The organism is Streptomyces sp. NPDC048331 (assembly GCF_043201215.1).
Classification (GTDB): Bacteria; Actinomycetota; Actinomycetes; order Streptomycetales; family Streptomycetaceae; genus Streptomyces.
The window spans coordinates 23,538-35,737 of the sequence record NZ_JBICYT010000044.1 but is presented as its reverse complement, the minus strand read 5'-3'; the positions used below and the strand labels follow the sequence as shown (position 1 = coordinate 35,737).

Annotated in this window: 15 protein-coding genes; 10 read left to right on the top strand and 5 right to left on the bottom strand. The window is 73.0% G+C overall.

Translation table 11 applies throughout. The annotated features are described in order from the left end of the window. The first annotated feature begins 40 nt into the window (after window positions 1-40). Entirely contained in the window at window positions 41-670 is a 630-nt protein-coding gene (locus tag ACGFYY_RS36435) for a PadR family transcriptional regulator (RefSeq protein ID WP_393716179.1), read from the top strand. A 93-nt stretch (window positions 671-763) separates the two neighbouring features. On the opposite strand, the gene ACGFYY_RS36430 is transcribed toward ACGFYY_RS36435, so the two are convergent. Further along, the gene (locus ACGFYY_RS36430; protein WP_393716177.1) at window positions 764-1,192 is read right to left on the bottom strand and encodes an SRPBCC family protein; all 429 of its coding nucleotides are present in this window, start codon (window positions 1,190-1,192) and stop codon (window positions 764-766) included. A gap of 183 nt (window positions 1,193-1,375) precedes the next feature. On the opposite strand from ACGFYY_RS36430, the gene ACGFYY_RS36425 reads away from it, so the two are divergent. Together ACGFYY_RS36425 and ACGFYY_RS36420 are read left to right on the top strand one after the other, a co-directional pair. After that, window positions 1,376-2,371 (top strand): DMT family transporter, encoded by a 996-nt coding sequence (locus tag ACGFYY_RS36425; protein WP_393716175.1) that lies wholly within the window; start codon window positions 1,376-1,378, stop codon window positions 2,369-2,371. A 160-nt stretch (window positions 2,372-2,531) separates the two neighbouring features. After that, on the top strand, window positions 2,532-3,491 hold the full coding sequence (locus ACGFYY_RS36420; protein ID WP_393716173.1) for a DMT family transporter: 960 nt from the start codon (window positions 2,532-2,534) through the stop codon (window positions 3,489-3,491). Here the strand turns inward: ACGFYY_RS36420 and ACGFYY_RS36415 are convergent. Continuing rightward, window positions 3,473-4,192, bottom strand: a complete 720-nt coding sequence (locus ACGFYY_RS36415) for a pyridoxamine 5'-phosphate oxidase family protein (protein WP_393716171.1) — start codon at window positions 4,190-4,192, stop codon at window positions 3,473-3,475. The two genes, ACGFYY_RS36420 and ACGFYY_RS36415, sit on opposite strands and share 19 nt — an antisense overlap. A 26-nt stretch (window positions 4,193-4,218) precedes the next feature. Between ACGFYY_RS36415 and ACGFYY_RS36410 the strand changes: the two genes are divergently transcribed. Continuing rightward, on the top strand, window positions 4,219-5,562 hold the full coding sequence (locus tag ACGFYY_RS36410) for an aminotransferase class I/II-fold pyridoxal phosphate-dependent enzyme (RefSeq protein WP_365281365.1): 1,344 nt from the start codon (window positions 4,219-4,221) through the stop codon (window positions 5,560-5,562). A gap of 138 nt (window positions 5,563-5,700) precedes the next feature. Here ACGFYY_RS36410 and ACGFYY_RS36405 read toward each other — a convergent pair whose 3' ends face one another. Then, complete coding sequence (locus ACGFYY_RS36405; protein WP_393716169.1) at window positions 5,701-5,892, bottom strand: hypothetical protein; 192 nt, start codon at window positions 5,890-5,892, stop codon at window positions 5,701-5,703. Window positions 5,893-5,936: 44 nt separating this feature from the next. Further along, a complete protein-coding gene (locus tag ACGFYY_RS36400; protein WP_393716167.1) occupies window positions 5,937-6,995 on the bottom strand; it encodes a DMT family transporter in 1,059 nt (352 codons plus the stop codon). Window positions 6,996-7,069: 74 nt separating this feature from the next. On the opposite strand from ACGFYY_RS36400, the gene ACGFYY_RS36395 reads away from it, so the two are divergent. Beyond that, entirely contained in the window at window positions 7,070-7,990 is a 921-nt protein-coding gene (locus tag ACGFYY_RS36395; protein WP_393716165.1) for a LysR substrate-binding domain-containing protein, read from the top strand. A gap of 9 nt (window positions 7,991-7,999) precedes the next feature. On the opposite strand, the gene ACGFYY_RS36390 is transcribed toward ACGFYY_RS36395, so the two are convergent. Further along, on the bottom strand, window positions 8,000-8,479 hold the full coding sequence (locus ACGFYY_RS36390) for a pyridoxamine 5'-phosphate oxidase family protein (protein WP_393716163.1): 480 nt from the start codon (window positions 8,477-8,479) through the stop codon (window positions 8,000-8,002). Between the two features lie 76 nt (window positions 8,480-8,555). Here ACGFYY_RS36390 and ACGFYY_RS36385 point away from each other — a divergent pair, with 76 nt between their 5' ends. From ACGFYY_RS36385 to ACGFYY_RS36365, 5 genes are all read left to right on the top strand, one after another. Then, window positions 8,556-9,170 carry a cysteine hydrolase gene (locus tag ACGFYY_RS36385; RefSeq protein WP_393716161.1) on the top strand — a complete coding sequence of 205 codons (615 nt, stop codon included), beginning with the start codon at window positions 8,556-8,558 and terminating at the stop codon, window positions 9,168-9,170. An 18-nt stretch (window positions 9,171-9,188) separates the two neighbouring features. After that, window positions 9,189-10,028 (top strand): HipA family kinase, encoded by an 840-nt coding sequence (locus tag ACGFYY_RS36380; protein WP_393716159.1) that lies wholly within the window; start codon window positions 9,189-9,191, stop codon window positions 10,026-10,028. Continuing rightward, a complete protein-coding gene (locus tag ACGFYY_RS36375) occupies window positions 10,025-10,408 on the top strand; it encodes a DUF3037 domain-containing protein (RefSeq protein WP_393716157.1) in 384 nt (127 codons plus the stop codon). The genes ACGFYY_RS36380 and ACGFYY_RS36375 overlap by 4 nt, the downstream gene beginning before the upstream one ends. A 193-nt stretch (window positions 10,409-10,601) precedes the next feature. Next, window positions 10,602-11,363, top strand: a complete 762-nt coding sequence (fabG, locus tag ACGFYY_RS36370) for a 3-oxoacyl-ACP reductase FabG (protein ID WP_365280497.1) — start codon at window positions 10,602-10,604, stop codon at window positions 11,361-11,363. Window positions 11,364-11,391: 28 nt separating this feature from the next. Then, window positions 11,392-12,153 carry an SDR family oxidoreductase gene (locus tag ACGFYY_RS36365; protein WP_365280494.1) on the top strand — a complete coding sequence of 254 codons (762 nt, stop codon included), beginning with the start codon at window positions 11,392-11,394 and terminating at the stop codon, window positions 12,151-12,153. Window positions 12,154-12,200 lie beyond the last annotated feature (47 nt).

Sequence of the window (12,200 nt, the reverse complement as noted above, 5' to 3'; positions counted from 1 at the left end):
ACCGATGCACAGACGACAACGTGACGAAAGGAGCGCAGTCATGCGTTCACATGGACAGCACGGACAGCACGGACACGACCACGGCCATGACCACGGACGAGGTCACGACCACTGCGGGCCCGATCGTCGGGAGGGTTTCCCAGGGCGGCGCGCCGCCTTCGGCCCGTTCGGGCCGCCCTTCGGCGGAGGCCCCTTCGGAGGCCGCGGCGGACGGGGCGGGCCGCGGGGACGGGCCCGGCGCGGCGACGTACGCGCCTCGATCCTGGCGCTGCTCGCCGACCGGCCGATGCACGGCTACGAGATGATCCAGGAGATCGGCGAGCGCAGCGGCGGGGCGTGGAAGCCCAGCCCGGGGTCGGTCTACCCGACCCTGCAGCTGCTCGAGGACGAGGGGCTCATCGAGAGTGCGAGCGAGGGTGGCAAGAAGCTGTTCACGCTCACCGAGGCGGGCCGCACCGAGGCCGAGTCGGGTCCGGACGCCCCCTGGGCGGACGCCGGGCGCGGCTTCGACTTCGAGGCCATGCAGGAGGTCCGGACGGCCGGCGTCGGCCTGATGGAGGCGTTCGGGCAGGTCTTCAAGACCGGCTCGCCCCAGCAGAGGGAGAAGGCGCTCGGGGTCATCAACGACGCCCGCAAGAAGCTCTACCTGATCCTGGCCGACGAGCACTGAGTCCGACCGGTCCCGGCGTGCCACGGCACGTGAAGGCGCGCCCCGCGAGTTCGTCCCGCGGGGCGCGCCTTCACGTGCCGTCCGGGTGGGCCGTCAGACGACCAGGCCCGCCAGCTTGCGCAGCGACTCGTTCAGCGCGGCGGTGGCCGAGTCCTTGAGCTTGCCCGCCATCAGGGAGACGGCCGCCCCGGTGAACTCGCCGTCGATGCGGACCGTGGTGGCCTCACCGTCCGGGATCAGGGTGTACCGGGTGAGGACCGCCACGCCCATCGGGCCCTTTCCGGTGATGGCGAAGAGGCGTTCGGCCTCCAGCTCCGAGACCGTCCAGACGACCTCGGCCGGGAAGCCCATCATCTTCATGTTCTCCGCGAAGGTGGCGCCCACCGAGAGGGTCTCCGGTCCGCCCGCGGGGAAGTTCGTGTGGGTCATGCTCCACTTCCCGTACGCGTCCCAGTCCGTCAGCTGGGACCAGAGCTGCGCGGCGGACGCCTCGATGCGTGATTCCGCGGTGACTTCAGCCATGCGACCACCCCTTCTCGTCGGGTACGTGCGGCGGAAGGTAGCCCCGGCGGGCGGAACATTCAATACTGACGACCTGTCAGATCCGGCCGGGTCCACGGCGCGGTCGACGGGACCGGATCTCGACTGCGTCTCAACAGGTGTCACCCCGGTGACGGTCCTGACCCGCCCTGTCATGATGGCGGGATGCAAGCGTCAGGGAGAAATGCCGGACTGGGCCTGGCCCTCGTCTCGGCGTTCGCGTTCGGTGGTTCCGGAGTGGCGGCGAAGCCGCTGATCGAGGCGGGTCTGGACCCCCTCCACATGGTCTGGCTCAGGGTGGCCGGGGCGGCGCTCGTGCTGTCCCCGCTGGCCTGGCGCCACCGTGACCTCGTGCTGCGCAGGCCCGCTCTGCTCGCGGGCTTCGGGCTCGTCGCCGTCGCGGGTGTGCAGGCCTTCTACTTCGCCTCCCTGTCCCGCATTCCCGTCGGCGTGGCCCTGCTGCTGGAGTACCTGGGGCCGGCGCTGCTGCTCGGCTACATCCGCTTCGTGCAGCGCAAGCCCGTGACGCGCGGGGCCGCCGCGGGCGCGGCCGTGGCCGTCGTCGGCCTGGCCTGCGTGGTCGAGATCTGGGCCGGGCTGAGCCTGGACCTGCTCGGCGTGCTCTTCGGCCTCGCCGCCGCCTGTTGCCAGGCCTTCTACTTCGTCTTCGCCGACCAGGGCGCGGACGGGGACGACGCCCCCGACCCGCTCGGCGTGATCGCGTACGGGATGCTCGTCGGCGCCCTGGTGATGACCGTGATCGCCCGGCCTTGGGAGATCGACTGGCAGGTGCTGGGCGGCGAGGCCTCCGTGGGCGGCACGATGGTGCCCGCGCCGGTGCTGCTCGCCTGGGTGGTGCTGATCGCGACCGTCTTCGCCTACCTGACCGGTGTGGTCTCGGTGCGTCGGCTCTCCCCCCAGGTCGCCGGTGTCGTGGCCTTCCTGGAGGCGGTCGTCGCCACCGTGTTCGCCTGGATCCTGCTCGGCGAGCACCTCTCCACCTGGCAGATCGTCGGTGGCGGTCTGGTGCTCGGCGGCGCCTTCATCGCCCAGTCCTCCCGCCCGGCGCCCGCGACCGCACCGGCCGCGGCGGTCGCGGCGACGACCGCACCCGATCCCGTCGACCGGGACCGCGAGCCGTCCCCGGCCGTCAAGGGTTAGGGTGGCGACCATGTACTTGACTGTGCTTTCGCCGCCGGCCGCCTAGCGCGGGCGGCGTCACCTCGTAGTAACCCGGCCCGGGACCTCCCGGGCGGGTCCGTGCTGCCCGCGAAGCGATGACCTGTTTCTTTCATCCTTCACGCATGCGCGGAGACATCTCGTGTCGAACCATTCGCCCGCAGCCGGGCGCAGTCTGCTGTACCTCGTCGTCGCCGGAGCCGCCTGGGGCACCGCCGGGGCGGCCGCCTCCCTCCTCTTCCTGGCCAGTGACCTCGGCCCGCTCTCCCTGTCCTTCTGGCGGTGCGCGGGCGGGCTCGTCGTGCTGCTCGGCGTGCTCGCCGTGCGCGGGTCCCGCCCCGTTCCGGGGCGGGTGCGGCCTTCGGCGGCCTCGCTGATCGGGACCGGGCTCCTCTTCACCCTCTTCCAGGCCGCCTACTTCGCCGCCGTGCGCGAGACCGGCCTCGCGGTGGGCACCGTGGTCACCCTCGGCGCCGGACCCGTGATCATCGCGTTGGGTGCCCGTCACTGGATGGGCGAGCGACTCGGACGCGGTGGCGTGACCGCCGTCGTCGGGGCGCTGGCCGGGCTCGCCGTACTGGTGCTGGGCAGCGGCGGCGGCGAGGTGCGGCCGCTCGGCGTCGGCTGGGCGCTGCTGTCGGCCGCCGGGTACGCGGGGATGACCCTGCGGGCCCGGTGGCTCGGGCAGCGCGGGGCGGGCGGGGACCCGCTGGTGACCACCGCCTGGTCGGTCGCGGTGGGCACGGTGTGCCTGCTGCCGCTCGCTCTGATGGAGGGGCTGCTGCCGCACACCGCCGAACTCGGCCGGGTGCTCTGGCTGCTGGTGTACGTCGCCACCGTGCCGACCGCGCTGGCGTACGCGCTCTACTTCACCGGCGCCGCCGCGGTACGGGCCGCGACCGTGTCGGTGATCATGCTGATCGAGCCGGTGAGCGCGGCGGTGATCGCCGTCCTGCTGCTCGGCGAGCGGCTGACCGGCGCCGTGGTGCTGGGCACCGTACTGCTGTTGACGGCGGTGGGCGCGCTGATCGTGGCCGAGGCCCGTCGGCCGGCGACCGCGCCCACCCCCGAGCGGCGCGTGCCTCAGAGCGCGCTGAGGTAGTCCGGGACGGCGGTGCCGGGGGCCAGGGCCGCGTCCGGCATCGGGGTTCCGTACGCGGGGGCCACCGGGACCACGCCCGCCCAGTACGGCAGGTCCAGGTCCTCGGCGTCGTCGTTCACCGGACCGCTGCGGATCTTGGCGGACACCTCGACGAGGTCCACGCGGATCACCGCGGTGGCGGCGAGCTCCCTCGCGTCGGCGGGCCGGACGTCGGCGGAGCGGCCCGGGACGACCGCGTCGACCATGGCGTCCAGGGCGATCCGACGCTCCGCCTCGTCGGTGACCTGGTGGGCCGTGCCGTGGACGACCACCGAGCGGTAGTTGAGCGAGTGGTGGAAGGCCGAGCGGGCCAGCACCAGTGCGTCGACGTGCGTCACGGTCACGCAGACCGGCAGGCCCGGGTCCGTACGGCGGGCCGCGAGCAGCGGGCGGGAGCCGGTCGAGCCGTGCATGTAGAGGGCTTCGCCGACCCGGGCGAACAGCGTCGGCAGGACCACGGGCGCGCCGTCGCGGACGAAGCCGAGGTGGCAGATGTAGGCCGTGTCGAGTATCGAGTGCACCGTCTTGCGGTCGTAGCGGGCCCGGTCGCGGGAGCGGCTGGGGACGGTGAGGTCGGTGGGCTCGTAGCTTCCGGTCGGCGCGGTCGTGTCGGTCTTCTCGGCCGTCGTCCCGGGCGTCTCCGTGGTAGGCGTGGCGGTCATGGCGAACTCCATTGCACTAGTGCATAATGTTGTTTGTGCTAGGAGACTATCGGATCACAGGACGTCGTGCAGCGGATATCGCCGCGGGCGTGGAGGCGGGCGTGGCCTCGGGCGCGCTCGCGCCCGGTTCGCTGCTGCCGCCGATGCGGGAGCTGGCGGGCGATCTCGGCGTGAACCCGAACACCGTGGCCGCCGCCTACCGGACCCTGCGCGAGCGCGGGGTCATCGAGACCGACGGACGGCGCGGCAGCCGGGTGCGGGCCCGCCCGTCGAGCACGCCGCGGGACGCCCTGCGGATGGCGGTGCCCGAAGGCGTGCGGGACCTCGCGGAGGGCAGTCCGGACGCGAGCCTGCTCCCCTCGCTGGAGGGGCCGCTCGCCGCGGCCGCCCGGCGGTACGCGCAGGCGCCGACCCTCTACGGGGCGAGCCCGGTCGCCCCGGAGCTCGCCGAACTGGCCCGGGCCGGCTTCGACGCGGACGGGGTGCCGCCGGGGCCGGTGGCGGTGACCTCGGGTGCGCTGGACGCGATCGAGCGGGTGCTCACGGCCCATCTGCGGGCCGGTGACGCGGTGGCGATCGAGGACCCGGGCTGGGGCGGGGCGCTGGACCTGGTCCCGGCGCTCGGCCTGCGCGTGCTGCCGGTGGCCGTGGACGACGACGGGCCCCGCGTCGACGCGGTGGCCCGGGCGCTGGAGGCCGGGGCGCGGGCGCTGGTGGTGACCTCGCGGGCGCAGAACCCGACCGGGGCCGCGGTCGGCGCCGGGCGGGCCCGGGAGTTGCGGGCCCTGCTGGCCGACCACCCCGAGGTGCTGCTGATCGAGGACGACCACGGGAACGGGTTCGTCGACCTGCCGTTGCATCCGCTCGGCGGGGTGACCCGGCACTGGGCGCTGGTGCGCTCCACGGCGAAGGCCTACGGGCCGGACCTGCGGCTCGCCGTGCTGACCGGCGACGCGGTCACGCTGGACCGGCTGCGGGGGCGGCAGCGGCTCGGGCCGGGCTGGGTGAGCCGGCTGCTGCAGTACGCGGTGGTCGAGCTGTGGACCTCGGGCGCGGTGGACACGGCGACGGTGGCCCGGTCGTACGCGGGGCGGCGGGACGCGCTCGTCGAGGCCCTGCGGCAGCGGGGGGTCCGGGCGCACGGGCGCAGCGGCCTCAACGTCTGGGTGCCGGTGGTCGACGAGACGGTGGTGGTGACGCGGCTGCTCGCCGCCGGATGGGCGGTGTCCGCCGGGGCGATCTTCCGGGTCGAGGCGGGGCCGGGGGTGCGGCTGACGGTGTCGCAGCTGGCGGTCGACGAGGTGCCGGGTCTGGCCGACGCGGTGGCCGCGGCGGTCAGTGTGGGGGCGTCGGGGGTGCGGTACGAGTGACCGTGGGCGGCGGGGCCCCGGCCGCGCCGGGGGCCCACGGGTCGACCCGGCGGGCCCGCCGTGCCCGGTACGGTCCGGTCCCGGTCCCGGTGACGGGACGTGGGACCGGTCCCGTCACCGGGACCGGCTCGGCGCGGGTCAGGCGGGCTCGAGGAGGCCGCCCAGGGTGAAGACGATCCCGCCGAGGGCGATCACCGTGCCCAGGAGGCGGTAGAGGTTCGCGGTGGCCACCCGGCGGGCCGGTCCGAGCTCGCCGCGGGCCCGCGCCATGAGCTCGGCACCGGCGGCCGCCCGGCGCTCCAGCGCGCGGGCGGTGCCACGGATGTTCAACGCGACGCAGCCGCCGGGGCCGTGACGGGCCGGGACGGGCCGGTTCAGGCGGGTCTACGGGCCCCGGGGCGGGTCTGGGTGAGGGCCGCGCCGGCCAGGACGATCGCGGCGCCGACCGGGGTGTTCCAGTGCAACTGCTCGCCGAGCACCAGGACGCCCGCCGTGGTGGCGATGACCGGGATGAAGTACGTGACCATCTGGGCGGTGGTCGGGCCGACCTCGGTCACCAGCCCGTACTGCATCTGCAGGGCCATGCCCGTGCCCAGGGCGCCCAGCGCGATCACCGACAGGGTCGGCCAGAGCGGGAACGACGTCGGCGCCGAGGTGAACACGGCGCTCACGAGCGCGAGCTGCAGCGTGGAGATCATGAGCTGGCCGCCGGTCAGGGCCACCGGGGAGCCCGGGGTCCCGGCCAGTGTGCGGCGGACGTAGATCCAGCCGATGGGGTAGCAGAGGGACGCCAGCAGGGCGAACGCGGTGCCCTTGGCGTCGACCCCGGAGAAGCCCTGCCAGGCACCGAGCACGGTCAGGACGCCGAGGAAGCCCAGACCCAGCCCGGCGAAGCGGCGGCGCGTCGGGCGGTCCTCGGACAGGGCGACCAGGGACAGCGCCATGCCCCACAGCGGCGAGGTGGCGTTGCAGATGCCGGCCAGGCTGGAGGGGATGCTCAGCTCCGCGTACGCGAAGAGTGAGAACGGGGCGGTGTTGAGCAGCAGTGCCGCCACGGTCAGGTGGCCCCAGGTGCGCAGGCCCCGGGGGAGCGGCTCGCGGCGGACCAGCAGCACGGTGAGGAGGGCGAGCGCGCCGAACAGGACCCGACCCAGCGCCACCTGGAAGGGTGCGTACGCCTCCGTGCCGACCTTGATCAGGAGGAAGCTGAAGCCCCAGATCACCGAGAGGATCGCGAACCGGACCCGCCAGTCCAGCAGCCCGCCCCGGCGTCGGCCGGTGGTGGCGGCGGTGGGTGTGACCGTGGCCGTGGTGGCGGAGCCCTGGGAGGTGGAGACCGGGGAGTCGGGGACCGGGGAGGTGGGGACCCGGGTGGAGTCCGCGGAGGTGGAGACGGCCGGGAGGGTCGGCCCGGGGGTGGTCGGTGCGCTCATGCCCTTTACTGTGCGCGTATCAACTTCGTAGGACAAGCGAAAGTTTCTCTGGGTGACGCCGTAGCATTGCTTACATGTTGAACCTGGAGCGCCTGCGCACCCTGGACGCCCTCGCCCGCCACGGCTCGGTCAGCGGCGCGGCCGACGGCCTTCATGTCACCACCTCGGCCGTGTCCCAACAGCTGGCCAAACTGGAGCGCGAGGTCGGCCAGCCGCTGCTGGCCAGGAACGGGCGCGGGGTCCGGCTCACCGACGCCGGGCGGCTGCTCGCCGACCACGCGGCCCGGATCATCTCCCAGGTGGAACTCGCCCAGGCCGATGTGGAGGCCCAGCGCGGCTGCGCCGTGGGCGAGTTGCGGATCGGCGCCTTCCCGACCGCCATGCGCGGGCTGCTGCCCCGGGCCCTGGCCGCGCTGCGGGCCGGGCATCCGGAGCTGCGGGTCCGGGTGCGCGAACAGGAGCCCGAGGAGAGCATGGCGGCCGTCGTGCGCGGAGACCTCGATCTGGCCCTGGCGATCGACTGGAACAACAAGCGGATGCCGGTGCCCGCCGAGCTCACCCGCACCCACCTGCTGGACGACACCGTAGACATCGCCGTCCCGGCCGGCCACCGGCTGGCCGACCGGACCGCGAGCCCCGGCAGGGCCGGGATCTCCCTCGCCGAATTCGGCGACGACGAATGGATCTCCTGGAACGAAGGGCAGTTCTGTCACGAGTGGCTGGTCTTCACCCTGCGGGGGACCGGCATCGAGCCGCGCATCGCCCACATCGCCGAGGAGCACCACACCCAGCTCGCCTTCGTGGAGGCCGGACTCGGCGTGTGCGTGGCGCCGAAGCTGGGCCGCGGCCCGGTGCCGCCGGGCGTGCGACTGCTGCCGGTGTGCGACAGCGTACGCCGCCACGTGTACGCCGTCTGGCGCGCGGACGCCGACCGGCGGCCCTCCGTCCGGGCCGCGGTCGACAGCCTGCGGGAGGCGGCCGCCGACCTGCGCTGAGGGGGTCCGCTACAGCTTGCGGAAGTCCCAGGAGACCACCGACTCCGGCGTGAGGCGGATCCAGGCGTGCCGCCCGTCGTGCGGCATCTCCTCGATCCCGAAGTTCTTGACCGGGAAGATCCGCTCCGCCTCCGCGAGCTCGGGGCAGGGCTCGCCGGTACGGGGGGCCTCGCCCACGAAGACCGCCCTGCCGGACAGCTCCACCCCGCGCAGTTCGTCGTACGACTCGCCGGAATCCACGACCACCGAGATCCGGGGATCCTTGCTCAGATCGGACCAGCGGCGACTGCGCGTGATCGAGTACAGCCAGAGCGAGCTGCCGTCCCACGCGAACCACAGGGCGCCCACGTGCGGGCGCCCGTCGGGGGAGACCGTCGCGACCCGGCAGGTCTTCTGCTCGCGCAGGAAAGCGTCCACCTCCGCGTCGCTCATCATGATGCGCCGGCCCCGCCGCTGCGAGGTCCCGGTCCGTGACCCGTCCACGTCCATCCGTCCTGCACCCCTTCACATCTGACTGTGTGTCAGGAATCATGAGGGCTCTTCCGTCGCCACGCCAGGGGGAGCCATGCCCGATCTCGATCCCGCCACCACCGCGCTGCTCACCGTCGAGTGTCAGAACGGGGTCGTGGGCGAGGAGAGCGCGCTGCCCGAACTGGCCAAGGAGGCCCGGGACTCGGGGATGCTGGAGCGGGTGGCCGCACTGGTCGACGCGGCGCGCGGGGCCGGCGTGCAGGTGCTGCACGCGGTCGCCGAACGGCGGCCCGACGGGCTCGGCGCGAACACCAACGCCCGGCTGTTCCGGGCCGCGGGGAGGCTGCCCGTGCGCCAGCTGACCGGGAGCCGGGCGGTGGAGGTCGCCCCGCCCATCGTCGTGGCCGAGCAGGACCTGGTGGTGCGTCGGTTGCACGGGCTCTCCCCGATGGCCGGCACCGATCTCGACCCCCTGCTGCGCAACCTCGGCATCCGCACCCTCGTCGTCACCGGCGTCTCCTCCAACATCGCCATCCCGAACACCGTCTTCGACGCCGTGAACCTCGGCTACCAGGTGGTGGTTCCGGTCGACGCCATCGCCGGGGTGCCCGCGTCCTGCACCGCCGAGGTGATCCGCAACTCCCTCGCGCTGGTGGCGACCGTCACCACGGCCGAGGAACTGCTCATGCGGTGGGCCCCCGCGCCCTGACCGCCGTAACCTGGGCGGATGCTGTCCGAAGTGATCGCGACCCGCTATGTCACGCCCCTGCGTGAGGGCGGCTCGCTCCCGGGGATCGTCGAAGCCGACGACCTCGGTACCTACGTCATGAAGTTCACCGGTGCCGGTCAGGGCCGCAAGACCCTGGTCGCCGAGGTCATCTGCGGCCGCCTGGCCCAGCGGTTGGGGCTGCGGGTCCCACGCCTGGTGCAGATGCAGCTCGATCCCGTGATCGGGCTCGGCGAGCCCGATCAGGAGGTCCAGGAGCTGCTCAAGGCCAGCGGCGGGCTCAACCTCGGCATGGACTACCTGCCCGGCTCGATCGGCTTCGACCCGCTGGCGTACCAGGTGGACCCGGTCGAGGCGGGGCGCGTGGTCTGGTTCGACGCCCTCATCAACAATGTCGACCGCTCCTGGCGGAACCCGAACATGCTGGTGTGGCACGGGGACGTCTGGCTCATCGACCACGGCGCCACCATGATCTGGCACCACAACTGGCCCACCGCGGCGGCCGCGGCCGCCAAGCCCTACAACGCCTCCGACCACGTACTGGCCCCTGTGGGCCCGGACATCGCCGCGGCGGCCGCCGCGCTCGCCCCGCTGGTGACCGAGGAACTCCTGACAGAGGTCGCGGCCGACGTCCCCGACGAGTGGCTGGTCGACGAGCCCGGCTTCGACTCCACCGACGCGCTGCGGCGCGCCTATGTGGAGGCGTTGCTGCCGCGCGCGGCCACGATCCACGAGAGGATCACGATGGAGGCCGAGGTGAAGGTCAGGACGGGTCCGCCCGGCTGGCTCGCCGGCCGCCTCGACCCCCGTCCCCGGAAGATGAAGAGCGACAGCGAGTGACCAAGCGGGACGTGTTCGAGTACGCGCTGGTGCGCGTGGTGCCCCGGATGGAACGGGGCGAGTGCTTCAACGCCGGCGTGATCGTCTACTGCCGGGCGCACACGTACGTCGCCGCGCGCACCCACCTCGACGAGGCGAAGCTCCTCGCGCTGGACCCCGGGGCCGATGTGGCCGGGGTACGGGCCGCCCTGCGCGGTGTCGAGGATGTGTGCAGCGGCGGGGCCGACGCCGGGCAGGCGGCGGCCGACGACGCCGGGCGGCGGTTCCGCTGGCTGATCGCGCCGCGGAGCACCGTGGTGCAGCCGGGTCCGGTGCACACCGGCCTGACGGCCGATCCGGCGGCGGAGGTGGAGCGGTTGCTGGACCTGCTGGTCCGCTGACGGGGGTTCGGGGCCCCAGGCTCGGGGCCCCGCTCCCGGACCCCCGCCGGGGCCCCCACGTCCTCGATGCCGACGGGGTCGACCCGCCTGGCGTTGACACCGGGTGCCAGGGCTCCTAGCGTCTCCTCAGCTGAAGCTACTAAGCGGTTGCTCACCTCTGGGCGACCGCCTCTCAAGGGCGAGGAGATCCAGCATGTCCACCACCGAGCAGCGCGTCGCGATCGTGACCGGAGGGGCCCGGGGCATCGGCGCGGCCACCGCCGTACGGCTGGCCGCCGAGGGCCGTGCCGTCGCCGTACTCGACCTCGACGAGGCGGCCTGCAAGGACACCGTGGAGGCCATCACGGCCGCCGGCGGCAGGGCCCTCGCGGTCGGCTGCGACGTCTCCGACGGCGCCCAGGTGGAGGCGGCCGTCGCCCGCGTCGCGAGCGAGCTCGGCGCCCCGACCATCCTGGTCAACAACGCGGGTGTGCTGCGTGACAACCTGCTGTTCAAGATGGACGAGAACGACTGGGACACCGTCATGAACGTGCACCTGCGCGGTGCCTTCCTGATGTCCAAGGCCTGTCAGAAGTACATGGTGGAGGCCAAGTTCGGCCGCATCGTGAACCTCTCCAGCAGCTCGGCGCTCGGCAACCGCGGCCAGGTCAACTACTCCGCGGCCAAGGCCGGTCTGCAGGGCTTCACCAAGACCCTGGCCATCGAGCTCGGCAAGTTCGGCGTCACCGCCAACGCCGTCGCCCCCGGCTTCATCGCCACCGAGATGACCGCCCAGACGGCCGCCCGCGTCGGCATGGGCTTCGAGGACTTCCAGGCGGCCGCTGCCACCCAGATCCCGGTCCAGCGCGTCGGCCGTCCGGACGACATCGCCAACGCCATCGCCTTCTTCACCGGCGAGGCCGCGGGCTTCGTCTCCGGCCAGGTCCTGTACGTGGCCGGCGGCCCGCTCAACTGACGGCTCCACGAGAGGCAGGGCGTAGGACATGACGTACAGCGGTATCGACAGCGGGAAGGTCGCGCTGATCACCGGAGCCAGCCGCGGCATCGGCTACGGCATCGCCGAGGCGCTGGTCGCCCGCGGCGACCGGCTCTGCATCACCGGCCGCAACGAGGAGGCCCTCAAGGAGGCCGTCGAGCGGCTCGGCGCGGACCGGGTGATCGGCGTCGCGGGCAAGGCGCACGACGAGGCCCACCAGGCCGTCGCCGTCGAGCGCACGATGGAGGCCTTCGGCCGCGTCGACTTCCTGGTGAACAACGCCGGCACCAACCCCGTCTTCGGGCCGATCGCGGACCTGGACCTCGGGGTGGCACGGAAGGTCTTCGAGACCAATGTGATCTCGGCGCTCGGCTTCGCCCAGCGGACCTGGCACGCCTGGCAGAAGGACAACGGTGGTGCGATCGTGAACATCGCGTCCATCGCCGGGGTCTCCGCCTCGCCCTTCATCGGCGCCTACGGGATGAGCAAGGCCGCCATGGTCAACCTCACCCTCCAGCTCGCGCACGAGATGGCGCCCGGGGTCCGGGTGAACACGATCGCGCCCGCGGTGGTCAAGACGAAGTTCGCGCAGGCGCTCTACGAGGGCCGGGAGCAGGAGGCGGCGGCGGCCTATCCGCTCGGCCGGCTCGGGCTCCCGGAGGACATCGGCGGGGCGGCGGCGTTCCTGACATCTGCACAAGCGGAATGGATCACTGGGCAAACTCTCGTCGTCGATGGCGGGATGTTCCTCAATGCCGGGGTCCACTGACCGATAATCGGACGTATTTGCCTCCGAAAGGGAGGTAAATGCATACC